Consider the following 20987-nt stretch of genomic DNA (forward strand, 5'->3'; position numbering starts at 1 on the left):
ACACGTGCCTGGCAATGACCGGTATCCAGCCGAAACCGTTAACACAACCGCCGGAATCGACCGACGGCATCCGCTGCGTTGCTGACGCACAGGTTCGGCGGCTTCAGGCTGGGAGCAGCCGGTCGTCTTTGGACATCCTCGGCGTGAAATGCGCGCGGGGTCGGGTGCCAGTCAGCGGTCGTTCGTCATTGCCGGCGATCGACCCTGAACCGGCATCCACGGCCCTGATTCCGGCGTCACGAAGCGGTCGGCCCGGTACGCCGGTCGCCCCGTGGACGGCACACGCGGGTAGACGGTAGTCAGCGCGATGGAGGCGCACGCGCGGGTTAAGACCGTGCGGCCTAGCCGCCCGCTCCCAGAGGAGGTTTGTGGCAGCGACGACTTCGTTGCGACCACCGCCGGCAAGAGCGGTTCAATCGAGATCGGTTTGAAGGAGCGGCGCACGAGGACAGGACCTCTTCATCCCGATCACTCAAGCCATGTGGAGCTTCACATTTGCCGCCGCGGACAGCTCGTCAGCCAGGCAATTTCGCCGCCAGCAGCTCGATCTTCTCGATGTTAGGCGGTGTACTGAGCAAGGCGGCTGCGTTCGCCATCAACGCGGCGGCGATCTGGCCGTGCAGGTGAGCCTCGCGGCCGGCCTCGTCCGCAAAAGCGTCAAAGACGCCGAACGTCGATGGGCCGAACTTCAATGCGAACCAGGCGGTGGTGCCCGATTCGGCGTTGGCGAGCGGCAACGCGCTTCTCAGAAAGTCGGCAACGGCGGCTTCCTGGCCAGGCTTGGCTTCAAGGCGGACGAACAGGGCGAACTTGGTCATGGAGTGATCCTCTGGTTGAACGGATGAAAGCGTTGGTGAGCCCGAAGTCTCGGGCGCGAGGGCAGTTTTTGCGAGTGGCAGGAATGACAACATTGATATCATTTCCGCCATGAATCTGCACCTTCTTGTTCTCGATGGCGTGTTCGACCTGGGTCTTGCTGCACTCATGGACACACTGAGCACGGCCAATGAACTGGCAGGCTCGCTCGCACAGGCGCCGCCGCCCATCAACGTCACGTTGGTCGGCGTTCGGCGTCGCGTGCGCACCGCGCACGGTCTGGCGGTACCGGTCGTTCCAGTGCACCGCGTGCAGAACCCTGACGTTGTTCTGGTGCCCGCACTCGGCGCCAAGATGCCAGACGCACTCGCCGCGCGTCTCGCGCATGCGGACGTGGCCGACGCGGTCGTCGCGTTGCAGCAATGGTCAAGCGCCCGCGCGGCCGCTGGCGCCGCCTGCACTGGCACGTTCTTGCTGGCGGAAAGCGCGCTGCTAGATGGCCAACGCGCCACAACTTCGTGGTGGCTGGCGCCAATGTTTCGGCAGCGCTATCCGCACGTGGTGCTCGACGAGTCCCGCATGCTTGTGAATTCAGCCAGCTTCACCACGGCCGGCGCCGCCTTGGCTCATCTCGATCTGGCATTGAGCGTCGTGCGCAGCCGTAGCCCAGCGCTGGCGGCTCTGGCGGCGCGATACCTGCTGGTAGAGGCCCGCGGCTCGCAAGCTGAGTTCGTGATCCCCGATCACCTGGCCCATTCCGACCCGGTGGTCGAGCGCTTTGAGGGCTGGGCCAGGCAGCAACTCGCGCACGGGTTCTCTCTCGCCGATGCGGCCATCGCAGCGGGCGCCAGTGAACGCACCTTGGCGCGGCGCGTGCAAAGCGTATTGGGCAAGACACCCCTCTCGTACTTCCAGGATCTGCGCGTCGAGCGTGCGGTGCATCTGCTGCGAACCGGCAGCGAGAGCGTCGACCAAATCGCCGCACAGATCGGCTATTCCGACGGTGTGACCCTTCGCAACCTGTTGCGACGCAAGCTGGGCCGCGGCGTGCGGGAGCTGCGTGCACGTGCCTGATCGGCGCCGCGTGGTGCAGGCCGATGAAGTGCCCGAATGCTGCCGGTACTGAACGTCTGCAGATGGCCGGTTGCGGGTGGTCACTTGGCGAAGTTCACTGCCTGAGAGCAGTCCCTCAGAGGTTGCGTCTTGAACGGCCGCTTCAGTGCGAGCAAATCCGAAAGCTGGCGGGCTCGACTCGGCCAGAAGCTGACGCCCCTGAACGGCCGGTTCGGAGTCGCGCGCCTCGCGCAGTTTCGGTCTCGTCGAACCTATGGCGGAAGCAGAGTGCATTCGCAGCTACCAACCGAAGAACCGTGACGCCGAGGTCGGTGTTGTCACCTTCTTGGTTGTCCGGACGAATACGCACTACCCTGCCATGACCAGCCGTTGCATCCAGTCGAGCAACGCGGTCGGCAGCATCGAAGGCTTCGCCAACAAGGCGTACTGGTTGGCCCCGAAGACGCCCGGAAGGTACCCTGCGGCGTATCGGTCAACGGTCAGGCAGAAGGGTGCGATGCTCTGAAGCTTTGCCTCGATGACGGCCCTTCGCATGTCTTCGACGCCGTAACGGCCCTCGTAGACATCGACATCGTTGGGCTTGCCGTCGGACAACAGGAGCAACAGACGCTGCGACGCGGGCTCCCGCATAAGCGTTACGCTGGCATGGCGGATCGCGGCGCCTGCGCGGGTAAATTCGTCAGGTTCAAGCGCCGCGATGCGTATGGCGACCTGATTGCCGTAGGGCTCGTCGAAACGCTTGAGGGTGCGCACCGACACCGACCGCGGACCGTGGCCGGAAAACGCCTGCACGGCATACGGTTCGCCCATTGCACCCAGGGCGATGCACACCAGCAGCAGCGCCTCGCGTTCAACATCGATGACGCGCCTGCCGCTGGAGACCCACCCGTCGGTCGAGCCGCTAATGTCAGTCAGCAGCAGAATGGCCATGTCGCGCCTCGTTCGTTTCTGCGACCTGTAGAGCGCCTGCGCCATCGGATGTCCCGCCTGCAGGTCCGCACGCGCGTCGATGCAGGCTTCGAGGTCGAGGTCGTCCCCATCCAGTTGACGCCGCAGCGGCGTGCGCTGCCCGCGCAGCATCTCGAATCGCCGCCGTATCGCATCCAGCATCGAGCGATGCTCGACCAACGTGCTGTCCACCCACTGCTGTGGGCCGTCGGCGGCGGGCAGCAGGCGGACGATGGCGCCAGTTTCGTTGTAGGCCTGGACGCGATGGTCCCATTCGGGATAGCGGATGTGCTCCGAACCGTCGGCGCCCCCGCCGCCGCCGTGCTTCATCCGCGCTTCGGGTGGGTCGTCGGACAGCAGTACCTCCTTCGGCCGACCGGGTGTCGAAACGAGTCTCGCCTGCTCGAGTTTGGCGAGTGACTCTGCAAATTCGTCGGCTGCCGTCTGGGTATCCCGGTCGGTGGGACGTTGCAGTCCGAAGGGATCTTCAGCGACTTCATGCGGCGCCGAGGCCTGGATCATCCAGGCACCCTGCCGCGTGTCGTCTTCTTCGTCCGGTGCCTCGCGCACCTTCGGTTGGCGCGCCAGACGCGCACTGCGGGTGGAGTCCGCCGATGCTGGGTCGGATGCGTTGTCGCTGTGCTTGTCACTGCCAACCGCAAGTCCCGATACGGCGCCGGGCGCAAGGAGTTCGCCTGTCCACCAGTCCTTGAACAAGGGCTGGGTGCTGGGCCTGCCGGCTTTCAGCTCATTCCCTTGGAGCTTGCTCGCGACGTCCCGCGCAAGTTGCCTAGATATGACCGGCGACGGGCTGTACAAGGCATCCGTACCCCCGCCCGAGCCGGGTACGGCCATCAGCCGGCGCACCCAGGCTTCGAGCGGCTGGCGCTGGTCAGGGAATTGCGACAAGGCGGGGCGCGCGCTCAATGCCGCCGCGCGCAGGGCCAGCAGGGGCGCCCGCATGCCGGGGAGCAGTTGCGCCAGGTCCGCATCGGCGGCATGGGCCTCGATCAGCAAGTAGAGATCACGCACCAACGGCGTGGCGTCGCAGTCGGCGCCGGCAGCGCTGCCCCTAGCCGCGCGCATCGCCTGCTGCAGCGCCACCGTGCGAAACCGCTCCTGCGCCATTGCCGGATCGGGCAGACCGGTTTCGGCGGGCAACCAGATTTGGGCGCCGTTGGTGGCTGGGATCGCGACTTGCACACGGGGGCTGTTCTGCCGTTGAAAGGTCTTCGCGAGCATGGTGGCGCGCGCGGGTGCCTGGGCAGTGCGCAGGGGACACGCGCGACCGAACACGGCCATGATCAGCAGGTCGAGGCGCGGTGCGAGATCTGCCAGCGTGAGATCAGGAATTGCGGGCGTGTGGGCCCGGTGCCGTCGCCACATGCCCTGCACGAACTTGGTCGCATGCAGCGCTGCATCGGTGATGACGTCCTCGGCTTCGGCCATGTCCGTCCTTCTGAACGTTTCCCGCGTTCAGACGAAGGTGGCGTCGACCAGGTCGCGCATCGCGCCAACCAGAGATTCGTCATCGGACAAGGGCGAGACGATGGCGCTGTAGCAAGCCTGCCGCGCGCCGATGCCACTGGCCATCAGGCCTGCGGCAGCGATAAGCAGCCGCGTGCTCGGGACCTCTGCCAGACCCCGGTCGGCCAGACCGCGCAGCCGACGACCCAAAGTGACAAGGGCCACTGCCGTCGCATGGTCGGCGGCCGCTTCGGTCTCGATGATCGCCGCTTCCTGCGGTGCCGGCGGGAAATCGAAATCCAGCGCGACGAACCGCTGCCGGGTGCTGGGCTTCAGGTCCTTCAGCATCCGCTGGTAGCCCGGGTTGTACGACACGATGAGCTGGAAGCCCGGCGCAGCAGTAATCGTCTCGCCAGTCTTGTCGATGGGCAAGAAGCGCCGGTGATCGGTCAGCGAGTGCAGCACGACCATCGTGTCCTGGCGGGCCTCGACCACCTCATCCAGATAGCACAGCGCGCCGTCGCGCACGGCGCGCGTGAGCGGCCCGTCCTGCCAGGCCGTGCCGTCGTGCCGGATGAGAAAGCGTCCGATCAGGTCGCTGGCCGTCAGGTCGTCATGGCAGGAAATCGTCACCAGCGGGTGCTTCAGCCGCCAAGCCATGTGCTCGACGAACCGCGTCTTGCCGCAGCCGGTGGGCCCTTTCAGCATCACCGACAGACCGCGGCTGTGGCATTGCTGAAAAATCGCGATCTCTTCGCCGGCCGGCAGGTAGTACGGCTCGCGTCCCGGTGATACCCAGTCGGTCACGCGGACACCGACCTCACGCCAGGCGCCAAGCCCGGAAGCAAGGCCGACTTCGGGTCGTCCTCGACCTCGAAACGTGGGGCGTAGCGGAAGAAGTCGTAGATGAAAAGGCCCACGCCGATGGCAAAGATCGAGCCGGTGAGCACCAGCATCACGAAGTGAACCTGGATCTTCAATTGGGCGTCCAGGTAGCCCATGCCCAGGATCCGTTCCAGATAGACCTGCCGGATGCCGGCGGTGGCGAACGACAGGGTCATGCCAAACATGCCGCCGATCTGCAGCCAGAACGACCAGTAGCCGATGCTGCTGCCCTGTTCGGAACGCCCTGGCGTCATCGACGGCAAGGCAAAGCTGATCATTGCCAGCGTGATCATCGCGTAAGCACCGTAGAACGCGGCGTGGCCGTGCATCGCGGTGATCAGCGTGCCATGGGTCCACTTGTTGACGTCGGGGAAGGTGTGGGCCAGACCCAGCAGCCCGGCCCCGAAGAGCGTGAACACGGCGCTGCCCAGCGTCCAGTGCAGCGCCAGCGTGTTGGGATGCGACATGCCCGAACGGCGCATCGCCGAATACGCATAGATCGCCATGCCCACCAGCGCCAGCGGCTCTAACGCGCTGAAGATGCCGCCGATGGGCAGCCAGTACGACGGCACTCCGACCCAGTAGTAGTGGTGCGCCGTACCCAGAATGCCGGCGATGAAGACCAGGCCGACGATGACGTAGAGCCACTTCTCCATCACCTCGCGGTCGGCGCCCGAAAGGCGGATCAGCAGGTAGGCTAAGAAGCCGCCCTGGATCATCTCCCACACGCCCTCGACCCACAGGTGGATGGTCCACCAGCGGTAGAAGATGGCCACGGTGTAGTTCTCGTATTCCAGCAGCGCCGGCAGGTACAGCACTGCCGCGAGGCCCAGGCCGAGGATCAACACCCCTTCCGTGGTGGTGAAACGCTTGGACTTCCAGATCGTCATGCCGATGTTGTAGAGGAACAGCAGCATGCAGATCACGATGACGATCTTGTGCGGCAGCGGCTGTTCGAGCAGCTTGTTGCCGGTGCCATAGCGGAACAGATAACCCACGACCGCCGTCACGCCCATCAGCGTCCACAACACCAGTTGCAGATAGGCGAGCTTGACGCTGTACAGCTCGGTGCGCGACTCATCGGGCACCATCCAGTAGGTCGCTCCCATGAAGCCGGTCAAGACCCAAACGATCAGCAAGTTGGTGTGGATGACCTTCGTGACATCGAAGGGCAGGATGTAGAGCAGCGGATCGGGCCCCAGATACTTGGCCGCCGACAACAAGCCAAACACCAGCTGCAGGCCGAACAGCACCATTGCGACGGCGAAGTACCAGTAGGCAACCGATTGGGACCTGTAGCGCATGGCGTGATTCCTTGCGGCGTGCGCCGGACTACTTGAAGGTCGCGAGATACGCGACCAGGTGATCGATCTGCTCGGGCGTCAGATCCTTGCCGTAGGTGGCTGGCATGAACGACACCCCGCTGGCCGAGTACATGGCACCGGCAACCATGTGCGCACTGGGTTGCACAATGGACTCGTGCAAGTAGGCGGCCGCGTCTTTGGCCTGGCCCTTGTAGTCGGCCGCGCCAATGGTCTGCTCTGCGCGTGTGGCCACGCCCGCCAGAGAGGGCCCGGCCATCTGGGCGCCGGGCACCAGCGAGTGGCAGGCAGCGCAGGCCGGGGCCGATGCTCTGAAAACGACCTCACCCAGCGCAATCGGGCTCTTGTCCGAAACAGCAGGTGCGGCGTCAGCCGGCGGTACAGGCCGAGCCGACGCCGTGCCGGCCTGCTGCGCACCCATCGGACCGATGCCCGAACCCGTGACCAGGATCGGCCGCGGCGGCCAGCCCTGGTTGTCCACCTTGCTCACCCAGTCGAGGAACGACACCAGGTCGGCGATCTCGACGTCGGTCATGTCCTGCTTGGGCATGAGCCGGCGGTGCCGCTGTTCGTCGTAGAACTTCGCCGGGTCCTTCAGGTAGGCCTCCAGGTAGGACCTGCCACGGTGCTGCGCGATCTTGGTCAGATCGGGAGCGTAATAGGCCCCCTCGCCGAACAGTGTGTGGCAGTTGATGCAGTTGTTCTTGTGCCAGACATCCTTGCCGTGCGTGACGGCGGGCGTGAGGTTCTGTGCATTGGTCAGTTTGGGAAACTGCCGGTGGCTGTCGATGGTCAGCCCCAGGAAGGCCAAGGCAGCCACCACGGTCGAGCCGATTGCGAAGAGTCTGGCCTGTCGCTTGTTCATCGATAGGCCCGCAGCGTCAGACGCTGATGCCAGTCCAGTAGGTGACAGCGATGTAGGCCGCGTACACGATGCCCCCCAACATCAAGCCGAGCACGACATGGCTGAAGATCCGGAAACCCTGGTACGCGCTCATGGATGCGATGTCACCCGATACGACGGTAGAGATTGCGGTGGAGGGACGAAAAGTGCATTCGGCGATGCTGACCATCCGCGCATCCACCGTCCGTGCGGCACCGTACGTGGCGCCTGCTGCGAGTTGCGGATCCGAAAGGGGGAGCCCTCAGACACTGCGTCGCACCATCATCTCCTTGATCTTGCCGATGGCCAGTGCCGGGTTCAGTCCTTTGGGACAGACGTCCGTGCAGTTCAGGATCGTTCGGCATCGGAACAGACGGTAGGGGTCCTGAAGGTCGTCCAGTCGTTCGCCGCTGGCCTGATCGCGGTTGTCCACAAGAAAGCGGTAGGCCTGAAGCAACCCCGCCGGCCCGACGTACTTGTCGGGGTTCCACCAGAAGCTGGGGCAAGCGCTGGAGCAGCACGCGCACAGGATGCATTCGTACAGCCCATTGAGTTCATCCCGGGCCTCGGGCGACTGCAGTCGCTCGCGATCGGGCGGCGGGTCGTCGTTCACCAGCCAGGGCTTGATCGAGTGGTACTGCTTGAAGAAGCCGGTCATGTCGACGAACAGGTCGCGGATCACGGGGAGGCCAGGCAGTGGCTTCAGCACCACGGTGCTGGGCAGCGAACGCATGTTAGTCACACAGGCCAGGCCGTTCTTGCCGTTGATGTTCATGGCGTCCGAGCCGCAGATTCCTTCGCGGCAGGAGCGGCGGAAGCTGAAGCTCGGGTCGATGGCCTTCAGGCGCGTCAGCACGTCGAGCAACATGCGGTCAGCGCTGCCCACCTCCAACTCAATCACCTGCATTCGGGGCTTCTCGTCGGCGTCCGGGTCGTAGCGGTAGATGTGGAAGCTGTGCATGGTGGCAATTGAGGCAGCTATAGGCGGGGGTAGCGGTCGGCCCGGTCAACCAGGCTCAGCATCTCGTCGGCCGCGCGCAGCGTGATCGGGTGGGGGGTGAAACCGGCTCGCGGTGAGATGTAGGTCGCCATGCCTCGTGCCAGGGTGAGTTGTCGATCCGGTGCCTCGGCCAGCAGGGCGATGACCAGGTTCTCTAACGCGATCACGCGGATACGCAACTGCACCAGTTCTGCGTTCGTCAGTGGCGTGTCTTCAGCTGGCTGCTCGTCCGGCCTTGTTCCGGGGGCGGAGTTCCCTTCAGGTTCGAAGTTGGGAGTCGTGGTCACTGGGCTGGTCATCGTCAACTGGCGCAAGTGCGCCCTGAGGCCTAGCCTGCGCTCAGTCAGACCTGGGCATCTGTGCGGGAGCGCACTCACAAGCGCGCCCGAACTCCGAGCCTTGACACGTTCAGTCCGGAGATGGCGGAGTGCACCGCATGCGCGTATCATGGCAAGTATTCAATCACTTACCTATGGTCCGTAAAGGGACTCACCATGCAAACCAGACTGCCCACCGAGGAGCGCCAAGCAGAGATCGTCGCGGCCGCGTTGAACCTGGTCCGGGACATCAGTCCGGTGTCGATCACCACCGGCGACATCGCCACTGCCATCGGCGTCAGCCAGGGCGCTGTCTTCAAGCACTTTCCCACCAAGGACGCCATCTGGATGGCGGCGATGAAATGGGTGCGCGAGAGCCTGCTGGCGAAGCTGGAAGAAGCGGCGCGGGCGGAGACCTCGGGAGTGCTTGCTCTGGAAGCGGTGTTCCGTGCCCATGTGGCGTTCGTGATCGCGCATCCCGGCGCTCCAAGGATCATCTTCCATGAGTTGCAGCAGACCGCCGATTCCCCGGCGAAGCAGGAAGTCAGGGCGTTGCTGCATGCCTACCGGCAACTTCTGCTGAATCAATTCAAGGGCGGCATGAAGTCAGGCGAATTGCCTACCGGGCTCGACTCTGAAGCCGCCGCCACGCTCTTTGTCGGCATCGTCCAGGGCCTGGTGATGCAGTCGATGATGACCGGCAAGCCGGCAGCGATGAAGACGCAGGCCGAGGGTGTATTCGCCATCTATCTACGCGGCATTCGGGCGGCACCATGAAGATCCCCTCGAACTGGTCGCGCCGGCTCGGTCTAGGTCTGTTGGCGGTGCTGCTGATCGCGGCGTTGGGCTATGTGGTCATGCGCTCCGGACCCCTGGCGCCCACCCGCGTGACGGTGACACAGGCCACCGTCGGCAGCTTGTCGCCGTCGCTGTTCGGCATCGGCACGGTCGAGGCGCGCCGTGCCTACCTGATCGGGCCGACTGCTGCCGGCCGTGTCGGCAAGGTGCTGGTCGATGTCGGCGACACGGTTGCTGCCGGCCAGTTGCTGGCCGAGATGGACCCGGTCGACCTGGACGAGCGTGCCACAGCACTGGAGGCTTCGGTGGCACGGGCGTCCAGCGTAGTCGCTGCGGCGCAAGCGCAGCGACGCGACGCTCAGGCGCGCAGCGAACTGGCGGCCATCACGGCGCGTCGGTATGTCGAACTGGGTGCGCAGAAGTTCATGAGCGCTGGCGCTGTCGAGGCCAAGCAGCAGGAGCAGGCTTCGGCCGATGCCGCCGTGGCCACCGCTGACGCCAACCTGGCGGCCGCTCGCCAGGACACCCAACGCCTGGCGGCCGAACGTGCGGGCCTGCGGCAGCAGCGCGACAACGTGCGCTTGCTCGCACCGGCCGCGGGCGTGGTCATCAGCCGTGACGCCGAAACCGGGTCCACCGTGGTGGCGGGGCAAGCCGTGCTGCGGCTGATCGAGCCCTTGTCCTTGTGGATCCGGGTGCGGCTGGACCAGGGCCGATCGGCTGGGCTGGCGGCCGGATTGCCAGCCTCGATCGTGCTGCGCTCGAAGCCGGGCGCGCGCTTGTCCGGCAAGGTGGCCAGGGTTGAGGCCACCAGCGACAGCATCACCGAGGAGCGGGTGGCCCTCGTTTCCCTGGACACCCTGCCCCAGGGTTTGTCCACAGGTGAACTGGCCGAAGTCACCTTGACGCTGCCGGCCACGGCCCCGGCCGTGTTGCTGCCCAACCCCGCACTGCAACGTCAGGCCGATCAGGTCGGTGTGTGGCGACTCGACGGCGGCCAGCCGACGTTTACGCCGGTGCGCATCGGGTTGAGCAGCCTCGACGGCCAGGTGCAGGTGCTCGAAGGCCTCAAAGGCGGTGACGAGGTGGTGGTCTACAGCGAGAAGGCGCTTACGGCGAGCAGCCGTATCAAGGTTGTCGACAAGCTCGCGGGCAGCGCGCCATGATCAGCCTGGCCGGCCGCGACATCCTGCATTCCTGGGGCAAGTTCGTTCTCACCGGCATCGGCCTGGGCCTGCTCATCGGCGTCACGCTGACGATGGCTGGCGTCTACCGCGGCATGGTGGACGACGCGCGCGCCTTGCTCGACAACAGCGGCGCCGACCTGTGGGTGGTGCAGCAGGACACGCAAGGACCGTATGCGGAATCGTCCAGCCTGCGCGACGACGTGGTGCGCAGCGTGCTCAGCCTGCCGGGCGTGGCGCGCGCCGCAAACGTCACTTACCTGACGATGCAGGTGCGCGCCAGCGAAGGGCGCGACGCCGGCCGCGAGGTTCGCGCCATGATCGTCGGCTTCGAGCCCGGCCAGCCCGGTGAACCCGGCTACCTGGTAGCAGGCCGCCACATCACGCGCAGCCACTACGAGGCAGTAGTCGACGTGCGCACCGGCTTCACGCTGGGCCAGCGCATCCGCATCCGGCGCCACGACTACACGGTGGTGGGGCTGACCCAGCGCATGGTGTCGTCCGGCGGCGACCCGATGGTCTTCATTCCGCTCAAGGACGCGCAGGAAGCGCAGTTCCTGAAGGACAACGACGCCATCCTGAATGACCGCGCGCGCACAGCCGCCAACCCGGCGCTGAACCGGCCGGGGGTACCGGGGCTGCTGGAGGCGATCCAGGCCTCGCAGGCCGCCAACCACAACGTCAACACGGTGCTGGTGCAGGTGCAGCCGGGCGTGTCGGCCGAAAGCGTGGCCGAGCCGATCCGGCGCTGGAAGCACCTGGAGGCCTACACGCGCGCGCAGATGGAAGAGATCCTGGTCGCGAAGCTGATCGCCACGTCGGCCAAGCAGATTGGCATGTTCCTGGTGATCCTGGCCATCGTCAGCGCGGCCATCGTCGCCTTCATCATCTACACGATGACCCTGGGCAAGATCCGCGAGATCGCGGTGCTCAAGCTCATCGGCACGCGCAATCGCACCATCGCAGGGATGATCCTGCAGCAGGCGCTGGGCCTGGGGCTGATAGGCTTCATCGTCGGCAAGGTGGCCGCCACCTTCTGGGCGCCGATCTTCCCGAAGTACGTGCTGCTGGAAGTGAACGACGCACTGCTCGGGCTGGTCGCGGTGATGGTGATCTGCGCCCTGGCCAGCACGCTCGCGATCCGCGCGGCGCTGAAGGTCGACCCGGCTGCGGCCATCGGCGGCTGAACGCCCACGTGAAGGCCCACGACATGAGCGAAGCAGGCATCCGAATCGAAGGCCTGCGCAAGCGCTACGGCGAAGGCGACACCGCGGTCGACGCCCTGAAGGACGTCAACATGGTGGTCGCACCCGGCGAGGTGGTGGGCTTGATCGGCCCCTCGGGCTCGGGCAAGAGCACCTTGCTGAAGTGTCTGGGCGCCGTCATCGAACCGACCGCGGGTCGCATGATCCTCGGTGGCCAGACCATCTACGACGACGGCTGGAAAATCCCCGACCTGCGCGCGTTGCGCCGCGACAGCATCGGCTTCGTGTTCCAGGCGCCTTACCTGATTCCGTTTCTGGACGTCACTGACAACGTCGCGCTGTTGCCGATGCTGGCCGGGCACCCCAACGTCGAGGCGCGCGCGCGAGCGCTCGAACTGCTGAAGGCATTGGACGTCGGCCACCGCGCCAAGGCGCAGCCGTCCGAGCTGTCGGGCGGTGAGCAGCAGCGTGTGTCGATCGCGCGTGCCCTGGCGAACCGGCCACCGGTGATCCTGGCCGATGAACCCACGGCCCCGCTCGACAGCGAGCGCGCACTGGCCGTGATCCGCATCCTCAACCAGATGGCGACGCAGTACCACACGGCGATCATCGTGGTGACCCACGACGAGAAGATCATCCCGACCTTCAAGCGGATCTATCACATCCGCGACGGCCGGACCGAAGAAGAGGCGGGGCAGGGGTTGAGCCTTTGATCGGGCCCAGCCGCTTTCAGCCCCGGTCAACCAGGACAAAGATCGTGAACACATCCAGATCGGACCTGCTGGTGAAGACACTGGCCGTGGTGGCTGTGCTCTTCGGGTTGCTGACGGTCTTGTCCGGCGGTCGCACACTGTTCGGTGGCAACGCGGCGCGCCTTGCCGCCGGGGCCATCGTTCCTTTCGTGCTCTGGTTCAACTTCGTCGCCGGGTTCGCCTACCTGTCCTGCGGTCTGGGGCTGTGGGGGCGGCGACGCTGGTCGGTGCCGCTGGCCGTCTTCATCGCCGTCGCCACGGGCTTGGTGTTCGCGGCCTTCGGCGTCCATGCATGGAACGGTGGTGCATACGAGGCGCGCACCGTCGGCGCGATGGCGCTGCGCACACTGCTATGGGCCGGGATCGCGGGGGCAGCCTACCGAGCGCTCCGGCATCGCAACTGATCAGCCGGCCGGCGCAAGGTGATGCTCGACGGCGATCAATGCAGGGTCGTCGGCGTGGTCGATCAGTATCGTTCGCACCCAGCCTTGCCACGCCTCGGCGAAGGCCTCGCGCGTCGCTGCATCCGCCTGCGGCGCCAAGGCGTCGCGCATTAGTTCGGCCAGCCCGCTGGGCCGGGGCACCGACTGCGGAAAGTGCGCCAGTTCGACCGATACTCCGTTGTCCAGCCGGGTAAACCGGATCTCGCCTGCCATGGCCACACCGAATCGCAACAGGCCCTGCCGCCCGTACCGACCGCCCAGGCCCTTGAACCCACCGTCGTTCGCCGCCCCTGTGATCAGGCACGCAACGCTGGCGATCACGCCGGTGACGCCCTCGTCGACCGCTTGGCGCAGTTCGACCCGCAAGCCGCCCCGTTGTGGTGAACCATCGGGGTACAAGCGCGCCAGCGCCGTGCGCGTCATGAGCCAAGCGCCGGCCACGGTCGGACACGAGTGCCCGGCGAGCTTGACCGCATCGAGGTAGTGGTACTGGATGAGCCCGCCTTCGGCCGCGCCCAGCAGCGCAGCCAGCGGGTCCGTGACCTCTATCGGCGCCACGGCTTCAAAGAACGCGGGCGTTCTCATGGCTGCCACTTTCAGGCGAGCGCCGTTGCGCGCATGCCCAAGCGCTGCCGCACGACCTGGCCGACCAGGATGGCAGCCGGGTACATCACGGCTTCCTCGGTCTGCGCGTGCTCGACCAGCGCCTCGGCAAAAGCCACGATGTCGTCGTGGCCCGCACGCGCTGCCTCGTCGCGCAGCTTGCTCAACGCCTCGACGATGCTGCGGTGTTCCTCCAGCATCTGCGGCAGCTCGGCCTCGAGCCGATCGGTGAGTTCCAGCACCGCAGCCATCTCGGCGTTCACCTCGCCGCGCGCCAGGGCCACCAGCAGGCCCAGCGGAGGCAGCGCGAACTCGTCTTCCTTGACGAAATGTGGGTGCATCAGGCGAGCTAATGTCTTGGCTGCCTCACCGACTTCGCCGCCGGCCTCGGTGGCCTGACGCAGCCTATCGTGCAGGGCCTCGTGTTCGCTTTGAAGCGTTTTGGGGATGGTGAACTTCATGAGAATCTCCTTGACCTGTCAATGACCAACGACGACCGGCTTGAAGCCGGGGTGCTCGAAGTGCTTTCCGTACTGGTCGAGGGTCTTCGCCACCTTCACCAGACCAAGCGCCGGGCGCTGCTTTGGGTTCTTGCCGGTCATGGTGCTGGTGCCGTCACCCAGATCGGCGATCAGCAGATGCAGCATGGCGTCGGCCTTCGGCTCTAGCTTGCAGTTGGCGACGATGCCGCCCACTTCGGTTTCGATCCGTGTGGCCAGCTCGCTGTACTGTGCTGGCGTGAGCTTGCCGTTGTGCGCCGCGCTCAACTGCGGTTCGACCAGGCCGCGGATGCGCCCCATGCCGGCGCGCAGCGGCTCGTCGGTGCCCCACTTCTTGCCCTGATTCAGGGTGAGCTTGTGTAGCGCTGCCGCGTCGTGGCTGTGGTCGACGGCTTGTGCCAGCGCCGGGCCGATAGACGAGGCAACCAGCACGGCTGCAGTAGCGGTCGCGATGGACAAAGTTTTAATCAAACGTACCAATTCGTTCTCCTTGGTGTGGATGGGATTGCGGCTGAAGCGCATAGTGGGTCGGATCGGGAAGAGGCGAAGGGAGCGACACGGAGACATCTCATTCGAGCCTGCGCTCATGCAGCCTCACGCGTCTGTGCTGGAGCGCACTGCCACCGATCAGAGGTCTGAACCAGCGGGATACCGAACCTGTTCTGCCTGCCGGTGACCGCTACACCGTCGGACATGACTTACTGCGACAGGGGTCCATCGGACCCGTGATCGCGACCACCGCTTCAGTGCACGCTGAAGTCGATCACGATGATCCCGGCCTCACGCTGGCGGTACTCCACGCTGACGCGCTCGCCGTAGCGCTGCTGAATTTGCGCCAACAAGGGCAACGGATCGTGATCGTTGGCGAAACGCATGGTCTCGCCGGGTTGCAGGCTGTCGAGCGCGCCGAAGATCGCGGCGTGCCGGAATCGCTTGGCCACACCGCGGGCGTCAAAGGGATAGATGGCGTCTGGAGACAGGTGCAGATGAGCTTGTGACATGAATGGATCCTCGGGTTGGAGTGAGAAGGAAAAGGGCAGGCCGACACTCGGCCATCAGGATGCCAAGTCGTTCGCCCCCCCGATCGAGAGCTCCGACGGCTTGGCGGAAGGACTGGCTTGGGCGTTCGACACGGCACGTCGCGTGCGCATTGCCAAACCTATCCGGTCGAGCTCGGCATCGCTCAACAGGCGGTGGGCCATCGGCAGGAGCTCGGACTCTTCGCGAGCGATGTGCCGCTCATACAGCTCAGCGAACGCGCTTACGTCGTCCTCGGCGAGCCGCACCGTCTGGCCTGCCGCCACCTGCGCGAGCACCGCGCGCAGCGATTGCCAGCGCGCTTCGAGTTCACGGTGCTCGGCGGTCAGCGCCGCAGTGAGCTCTCGCAGGCAGACTGCGTCCGAACCCGCCATGGACTCGATCAGCGCGGGGAAAAGATCGCGCTCCTCGTCGTCGTGGTGGTGCTTGGCCGACGTGTCGAAGTAGCGCATCACAGCCGTGGCGGCTTCCTGCGCCGGCCGATCCGACCCTTGTATGGTGATGTGCGGTACCAGACGCAGCAGCGTCGAGCATTGATCCTGCACTCGCAAGTGGCAGGCTGCGAGCATCTCCAGCGGCACCTCGAAGCCGACGCTGGGGGCGGAATGGCCTGGAAACGTGAGGGTCATGGTGAGTTCTTCGATGTTGTCAGCGCTGCGCAGACGCCTTGGCTTGCCGCTGGGGCCGCGTGGAGGTCGGCATGCTCACAGCGACAGCGGGCTTGCCGCGTCCCGGAGGACGCCCTGAGACGCTCTCTGGTCCTGGGGGTCCTGAGGTCAGGTCGGCCAGCGTCGCGCCGTCCAGCGCCTGGAAGTAGCCGCGCAGCGCCGCGTCGAACAAGTGCTTGAGCCGACAGTCCGGCGTCAAGGTACAGGCATTGGTGCTGGCATCGAAACATTCGACGAGCCGGAAGTCGGTCTCCGAGGCCCGCACGACGTCGCCGATGCGGATGGTCGCGGGCTCCTTCGACAGGCGCAGGCCGCCGCCGCGCCCCCTCGTGGTTTCGATCAGACCTTGCCGCGCCAGATCGTTCACCACCTTCATCAGGTGACCCTTCGACAGGCCGTGCTGCTCGGCCAGTTCGTTGATCGTGACCAGGCGCTCTCGGTGCCGCGCGCAGTACATCAGCACGCGCAAGGTGTAGTCGGTGTATTCGGAAAGACGCATGCCATGCCCCAAAGATGTATGAAGTTTATTGCTTTAAGCAGCCTTCGTGTTTAAGATTCATCATTCATCGATGTTTAGCCTGATCCGGGCTGTTGCATCGATCAGGAACCCTGTCCCGACCATGACGATTTCCATTCCGCCGCTCCGGGCCACGCCGCCGGTCGCCCTGCCATCGCCCCGGGGCTGGCCGCTGTTGCGGCTAGGTTTCCGCCCGTTCTACCTGGGTGCGGCCGCCTACGCCATGCTGGCCGTGCCGCTGTGGATCGCGTTGCTGCTGGGCCAGGTGTCATTGAGCCTGACGGTTTCGCCCGTGCTCTGGCACGCCCACGAGATGCTGTTCGGTTTCGCCGTCGCCGTGATCGTGGGCTTCCTGTTGACTGCGGGCAAGGCCTGGACCGGCCTGGCCACGCCGCGCGGCGCGGTGCTCGGCGCCCTGGCCGGGCTGTGGCTGGCCGCCCGGCTGGCGGCTGTCTTTGCGCCCTATGCGGTCTATGCGGCGCTGGACCTGCTGCTGCTGCCGCTGGTGGCGGCCATCCTCATCACGGTGCTGCTGCGCGCCGGTAACCGGCGCAACCTGCCGCTCGGGGGCATCCTGCTCCTGCTGACCCTGGCCAACGCGGCGTTTCACGCGGCCGTGCTGGGCGTCATCGACATCGCCCCGGTGCGCGCCCTGCATGCCGGGCTGGCGCTGGTAGTGATGATCGAGTGCGTGATCGCCGGGCGCGTGATCCCGGCCTTCACGATGTCTGCGCTGCCCGGCGTGAAGCTGAAGGCGCCGCCTGCGTTGGAACAGGCCACGCTCGCGACCACGGCCGTGGGCCTGGCGCTGTGGGTGCTGGCGCCACCGAACGCTTTCACCGCCGTGGCACTCGGTGCCGCGGCCTTGCTGCACGCCCAGCGGCTGTGGCGCTGGCAGCCGCTGCGCACGCGCGCACGCCCCATCCTCTGGGTGCTGCATGCGGCCTATGCCTGGCTGCCGGTCGGCCTGGTGCTGCTGGCGATGTCGCAGCTCGGTGCGGTGGGTGTGTCGGCCGGCATCCATGCACTGGCGGTCGGCACCACCGGCGGGCTCATCATCGGCATGGTCACCCGCACCGCACGCGGCCACACCGGCCGGCCGCTGAAGGTGTCGCGGTTGGAGGTCGCCGCCTACTTGCTGGTGGCCGGCGCGGCGGTGGCGCGGGTGCTGCTGCCAATGCTGTTGCCGCAGCACCTCGTCATCTGGCTGGTGGTCGCTGCCGCCGCCTGGGGGCTGGCATTCGCGCTCTATCTGTTCGTCTTTGCGCCCTGGTTGTTGGCGCCCCGCCTCGACGGCAAGGACGGCTGAGTACGCCCTTGGCGTCGCCACGCCCGTCAGGTTCTCTTCTTGCGCACGCTGCGCGAGCCCTCTGAAGCTTCAAACCCACCGATGCACTGAAAGGCACGTCCACCATGTCCACTCTCGCCACAGCCACCCCCGCTGCCATCGACCTGCGCACGATCGCGCCGCGCGAACGGCATGCCCTGGTCTTCGGTCGCTTCGATGCCCTGCAAGCGGGGCAGTCCCTGCAACTGGTCAACGACCATGACCCCCAGCCGCTGCGGTTCCAGCTCGATGACCGGGCCTTTGGCCAGTTCGAATGGGCCGCGCTGGAGTCCGGCCCGACCGTCTGGCGGGTGCAGATCACGCGGGTCGGCATCAAGCCCATCCCGACGGCCACCGACTCGTGCTGCTCCGGCGGCGCGTGCTGCGGCTGATCCGAAGGAAGTCTCGGCCATGACCTTCGTTGTCACCGAGGCGTGCATACGCTGCAAGTACACCGACTGTGTGGACGTATGTCCGGTCGACGCTTTCCGCGAAGGTCCGAACTTCCTCGTCATCGACCCCGACGAGTGCATCGACTGTGCGGTGTGCGTGCCGGAGTGCCCGGTGAACGCGATCTTTGCCGAAGAGGACGTGCCATCCGGTCAACTGCACTTCACTGCCCTGAATGCCGAGCTGGCACGTGATTGGAAGCCCATCACCCGGACCAAGCTGGCTCTGCCGGACGCCGACGAGTGGAGCCGCATCGAATCGAAGCTCGGTGAGCTGAAACGACAAGAACCGTGACCCGAAACGCACCAGCGCGCCCCGTCATTCCCATCCGGCCGGCCGGCACCGTCGGCGACTCGGACGACGGCTCGCACTTCGTCTCGATGTACCAGAAGCAGCCCGACATCTACCCGCGGGCGGTGAAGGGCTGGTTCGCCACCTGGCGCTGGACCTTCGTCTGGCTGACGCAGCTGCTGTTCTACGGCATGCCCTGGCTGCAGTGGGACGGCCGGCAGGCCCTGCTGTTCGACCTCGAGGCGCAGCGCTTCTACATCCTGGGCCTGGTGCTGTATCCGCAGGACCTGATCCTCCTGGCGGCCCTGCTCGTGCTCTCGGCGCTGGCCTTGTTCTTCTTCACGGCCGTGGCCGGGCGCCTGTGGTGTGGCTACACCTGTCCGCAGACGGTCTACACCGAGATCTTCATGTGGGTCGAGCGCAAGTTCGAAGGCGACCGCATCGCCCGCATGCGGCTGGACCAGGCGCCGTGGTCGGCCGCGAAGCTCGCGCGCAAGGGCGCCACGCAGCTGTCCTGGGTGGCCATCGGCCTGTTCACCGGGTTCAGCTTCGTCGGCTACTTCACGCCGATCCGCGAACTGAGCCAGGCGGTGCTGGGCCTGACCGTGACGCCGTGGAACAGCTTCTGGATCCTCTTCTACGGCGCCGCCACCTACGGCAATGCGGGCTACCTGCGCGAGCAGATGTGCAAGTACATGTGCCCCTACGCCCGCTTCCAGAGCGCGCTGATCGACAAGGACTCGCTGGTCATCACCTACGACCGCGCACGCGGTGAGCCGCGCGGCTCGCGCTCGCGCAAGGCGAGCCCGGCCGCCCAGGGTCTGGGCGACTGCATCGACTGCACGCTGTGCGTGCAGGTCTGCCCGACCGGCATCGACATCCGCGACGGCCTGCAGAACGAGTGCATCGGTTGCGCCGCCTGCATCGACGTCTGCAACGACGTGATGGACAAGATGGGCTACGCGAAGGGCCTGATCCGCTACTCCACCGAAAACGGCGTGGTCAACGGCTGGTCGAAGTTGCAGATGTTCAAGCGCGCCCTGCGCCCGCGCGTGCTGATCTATGGCGGCCTGCTGTCGGCGGCCAGCGTGGCCTTTGCCGCGAGCGTGGCGCTGCGCAGCCCCTTCCAGGTCGACGTGGTGAAGGACCGTGGCGCGCTGGCCCGGGTCGTCGAGGACGGTGCCATCGAGAACGTCTACCGCCTGCAGATCATGAACCGTACCGAACAGCCGCAGACCTACCGCATCGACGCCCAGGGCGTCCCGGGCCTGGAGGTACGGACAGAGGTCGTGAAGACGCCACCCGCAGGCATCAGCTCGGTCGTCGTCAGCCTGCGTCTGCCGTACAGCGCTGCCCAAGCACTGCTCGGACAATCGGCGCCCGTGCAGTTCGAAGTCAGCCTGCTCGACGGCACGCGCGCTGCCGCAGCGGTTCAGCGCGAGAAGTCGACTTTCTTCGTCCCACGTTGAGCGGCCCGCCGCCTGCGCAGGCGGTCAAGACGCCGGCCGCGCTTCGAACATGGGGAACAACACCGTCTCTTCGAGCTGCACGTGCTGCGCCAGGTCGTCGAACAGCTTGCTGAAGGCAGAGCGCAGCGCAGCCACGTCGGGCTCGGTGCCTGCAGGGGCTCCCAGGTCGGCCATCCTGCGCTCCAGTTCGGCCACCACGTCGGCATGGTCGAGATGTTCGGCCTGCATGTCGTCGATGAGGTGAACGATCAAGGCATTACCGCCCTGTTCCATCATCGGGAACAGACGCATCTCCTCCTTGAACATGTGCATCTCGAGCGCCTTGGCCATGACATCCAGGTCATCGGCCAGTGTCGGCATCGCGCCCTTGCCCTCGAGCTCACGCGCCAGCGCGACGATGCCCGGCAGTTCGCGGCGATGGGTCTCGTGGAAGCGCGCCAGGATATGGTCTATCAGTTCTGCTGCCGTTGAAGGCACGCTCATGCCTGCTCCCTGGATGCTCGGTGTGTGGGCATCGCCGCTCCGCGCCGCAGGTGCCCGAAGTGGATGGCGAGCCCATTCAGCCGAAGCTGACCGGCTGGCCGTGAATGTCGAACGGAATGAAACTGCCGATCCGACCCGACTTGATCGATTCGACCATGCGCTGCAACGGCGCTTCGGCGTCGGTGCTGGTCGGGCTGCGGCCGGCGCTGCCCGACAACGCGGCGACGAAGACGATGTCCCAGCCCGGCCCGGCGCGCCGCGACTCTTCGAGAAGGGCCTCGAACGAGGGCAACTCGTCCGGTGACTTGTCCACGCACATCAGCGGCGTCAGCGTGCCGCCTTCGCCGACCTGGAAGCGGGCACGCTGCTCAGGGGTGGCGTCGTCGGGCAGTTCGGCCGCGGTGAACACGAACAGCAGTCGCTGCGGTTCGGTTTGCTGGCTTGCCGAGCGTAGCAGATCGTCGAAACTGGCAATGGTCATCGAGGGCTTTCATGGGTGGGTGGGGGCTGGCAGTTCTTTACGGCCTGCCGCGGCAGCGTGCGCGCC

25 protein-coding genes are annotated in these 20987 nt (G+C 65.9%); 10 read left to right on the forward strand and 15 right to left on the reverse strand.

Going from position 1 to position 20987, the window contains the following annotated elements; genetic code table 11:
- Positions 1-515: 515 nt before the first annotated feature.
- Positions 516-818 (reverse strand): antibiotic biosynthesis monooxygenase, encoded by a 303-nt coding sequence (locus J7U46_RS22585; RefSeq protein WP_103738223.1) that lies wholly within the window; start codon positions 816-818, stop codon positions 516-518.
- 109 nt (positions 819-927) lie between these two features.
- Here J7U46_RS22585 and J7U46_RS22590 point away from each other — a divergent pair, with 109 nt between their 5' ends.
- Positions 928-1890 carry a helix-turn-helix domain-containing protein gene (locus J7U46_RS22590; protein WP_282829511.1) on the forward strand — a complete coding sequence of 321 codons (963 nt, stop codon included), beginning with the start codon at positions 928-930 and terminating at the stop codon, positions 1888-1890.
- A 348-nt stretch (positions 1891-2238) separates the two neighbouring features.
- On the opposite strand, the gene J7U46_RS22595 is transcribed toward J7U46_RS22590, so the two are convergent.
- The 6 genes from J7U46_RS22595 to J7U46_RS22620 form a co-directional block, all read right to left on the reverse strand.
- On the reverse strand, positions 2239-4287 hold the full coding sequence (locus J7U46_RS22595) for a hypothetical protein (RefSeq protein ID WP_282829512.1): 2049 nt from the start codon (positions 4285-4287) through the stop codon (positions 2239-2241).
- Between the two features lie 27 nt (positions 4288-4314).
- Entirely contained in the window at positions 4315-5112 is a 798-nt protein-coding gene (locus tag J7U46_RS22600; protein ID WP_282829513.1) for a CbbQ/NirQ/NorQ/GpvN family protein, read from the reverse strand.
- Complete coding sequence (locus J7U46_RS22605; protein WP_282829514.1) at positions 5109-6494, reverse strand: cbb3-type cytochrome c oxidase subunit I; 1386 nt, start codon at positions 6492-6494, stop codon at positions 5109-5111. Before J7U46_RS22605 ends, J7U46_RS22600 begins: the two co-directional genes overlap by 4 nt.
- 28 nt (positions 6495-6522) lie before the next feature.
- Positions 6523-7377 carry a c-type cytochrome gene (locus J7U46_RS22610; RefSeq protein WP_282829515.1) on the reverse strand — a complete coding sequence of 285 codons (855 nt, stop codon included), beginning with the start codon at positions 7375-7377 and terminating at the stop codon, positions 6523-6525.
- A 280-nt stretch (positions 7378-7657) separates the two neighbouring features.
- Positions 7658-8356, reverse strand: a complete 699-nt coding sequence (locus J7U46_RS22615) for a succinate dehydrogenase iron-sulfur subunit (RefSeq protein WP_282829516.1) — start codon at positions 8354-8356, stop codon at positions 7658-7660.
- Between the two features lie 17 nt (positions 8357-8373).
- Entirely contained in the window at positions 8374-8580 is a 207-nt protein-coding gene (locus J7U46_RS22620; RefSeq protein WP_282829517.1) for a hypothetical protein, read from the reverse strand.
- Positions 8581-8889: 309 nt separating this feature from the next.
- On the opposite strand from J7U46_RS22620, the gene J7U46_RS22625 reads away from it, so the two are divergent.
- From J7U46_RS22625 to J7U46_RS22645, 5 genes are read left to right on the forward strand one after another with little or no spacing between them, the layout of a single operon-like run.
- Positions 8890-9489 (forward strand): TetR/AcrR family transcriptional regulator, encoded by a 600-nt coding sequence (locus J7U46_RS22625; RefSeq protein WP_282829518.1) that lies wholly within the window; start codon positions 8890-8892, stop codon positions 9487-9489.
- Positions 9486-10676, forward strand: coding sequence for an efflux RND transporter periplasmic adaptor subunit (locus tag J7U46_RS22630; RefSeq protein WP_282829519.1), 1191 nt, complete (start codon positions 9486-9488; stop codon positions 10674-10676). The genes J7U46_RS22625 and J7U46_RS22630 overlap by 4 nt, the downstream gene beginning before the upstream one ends.
- Positions 10673-11881 (forward strand): ABC transporter permease, encoded by a 1209-nt coding sequence (locus J7U46_RS22635; RefSeq protein ID WP_282829520.1) that lies wholly within the window; start codon positions 10673-10675, stop codon positions 11879-11881. Before J7U46_RS22630 ends, J7U46_RS22635 begins: the two co-directional genes overlap by 4 nt.
- A 23-nt stretch (positions 11882-11904) precedes the next feature.
- Entirely contained in the window at positions 11905-12612 is a 708-nt protein-coding gene (locus J7U46_RS22640; RefSeq protein ID WP_282829521.1) for an ABC transporter ATP-binding protein, read from the forward strand.
- A gap of 44 nt (positions 12613-12656) precedes the next feature.
- Positions 12657-13055, forward strand: coding sequence for a hypothetical protein (locus tag J7U46_RS22645; protein ID WP_282829522.1), 399 nt, complete (start codon positions 12657-12659; stop codon positions 13053-13055).
- On the opposite strand, the gene J7U46_RS22650 is transcribed toward J7U46_RS22645, so the two are convergent.
- The 6 genes from J7U46_RS22650 to J7U46_RS22675 all read right to left on the reverse strand — a co-directional run bounded on the left by J7U46_RS22650 (position 13056) and on the right by J7U46_RS22675 (position 16402).
- Positions 13056-13679 carry a hypothetical protein gene (locus tag J7U46_RS22650; RefSeq protein WP_282829523.1) on the reverse strand — a complete coding sequence of 208 codons (624 nt, stop codon included), beginning with the start codon at positions 13677-13679 and terminating at the stop codon, positions 13056-13058.
- 11 nt (positions 13680-13690) lie between these two features.
- Positions 13691-14158: a hemerythrin domain-containing protein gene (locus J7U46_RS22655; RefSeq protein ID WP_282829524.1), complete on the reverse strand. Its 468-nt coding sequence runs from the start codon at positions 14156-14158 to the stop codon at positions 13691-13693.
- Between the two features lie 18 nt (positions 14159-14176).
- Complete coding sequence (locus tag J7U46_RS22660; RefSeq protein ID WP_282829525.1) at positions 14177-14719, reverse strand: hypothetical protein; 543 nt, start codon at positions 14717-14719, stop codon at positions 14177-14179.
- Positions 14720-14940: 221 nt separating this feature from the next.
- On the reverse strand, positions 14941-15198 hold the full coding sequence (locus J7U46_RS22665; protein ID WP_282829526.1) for a DUF2249 domain-containing protein: 258 nt from the start codon (positions 15196-15198) through the stop codon (positions 14941-14943).
- A 54-nt stretch (positions 15199-15252) separates the two neighbouring features.
- The gene (locus J7U46_RS22670; RefSeq protein ID WP_282829527.1) at positions 15253-15864 is read right to left on the reverse strand and encodes a hemerythrin domain-containing protein; all 612 of its coding nucleotides are present in this window, start codon (positions 15862-15864) and stop codon (positions 15253-15255) included.
- A gap of 19 nt (positions 15865-15883) precedes the next feature.
- On the reverse strand, positions 15884-16402 hold the full coding sequence (locus tag J7U46_RS22675) for an Rrf2 family transcriptional regulator (protein ID WP_349239502.1): 519 nt from the start codon (positions 16400-16402) through the stop codon (positions 15884-15886).
- 121 nt (positions 16403-16523) lie between these two features.
- Here J7U46_RS22675 and J7U46_RS22680 point away from each other — a divergent pair, with 121 nt between their 5' ends.
- From J7U46_RS22680 to ccoG, 4 genes are all read left to right on the forward strand, one after another.
- On the forward strand, positions 16524-17729 hold the full coding sequence (locus J7U46_RS22680; RefSeq protein WP_282829528.1) for an NnrS family protein: 1206 nt from the start codon (positions 16524-16526) through the stop codon (positions 17727-17729).
- 104 nt (positions 17730-17833) lie between these two features.
- Entirely contained in the window at positions 17834-18139 is a 306-nt protein-coding gene (locus J7U46_RS22685) for a DUF2249 domain-containing protein (protein WP_282829529.1), read from the forward strand.
- A 19-nt stretch (positions 18140-18158) separates the two neighbouring features.
- Positions 18159-18491, forward strand: coding sequence for a ferredoxin FdxA (fdxA, locus tag J7U46_RS22690; protein WP_282829530.1), 333 nt, complete (start codon positions 18159-18161; stop codon positions 18489-18491).
- Positions 18492-18577: 86 nt separating this feature from the next.
- Positions 18578-19957 carry a cytochrome c oxidase accessory protein CcoG gene (gene ccoG / locus J7U46_RS22695; protein ID WP_282829538.1) on the forward strand — a complete coding sequence of 460 codons (1380 nt, stop codon included), beginning with the start codon at positions 18578-18580 and terminating at the stop codon, positions 19955-19957.
- A gap of 24 nt (positions 19958-19981) precedes the next feature.
- Here ccoG and J7U46_RS22700 read toward each other — a convergent pair whose 3' ends face one another.
- Positions 19982-20440 (reverse strand): hemerythrin domain-containing protein, encoded by a 459-nt coding sequence (locus J7U46_RS22700; RefSeq protein WP_282829531.1) that lies wholly within the window; start codon positions 20438-20440, stop codon positions 19982-19984.
- Between the two features lie 76 nt (positions 20441-20516).
- Positions 20517-20921: a ribonucleotide reductase subunit alpha gene (locus J7U46_RS22705; protein WP_282829532.1), complete on the reverse strand. Its 405-nt coding sequence runs from the start codon at positions 20919-20921 to the stop codon at positions 20517-20519.
- Positions 20922-20987 lie beyond the last annotated feature (66 nt).

The organism is Pelomonas sp. V22 (genome assembly GCF_030014915.1).
Classification (GTDB): domain Bacteria; phylum Pseudomonadota; class Gammaproteobacteria; order Burkholderiales; family Burkholderiaceae_C; genus JAUASW01.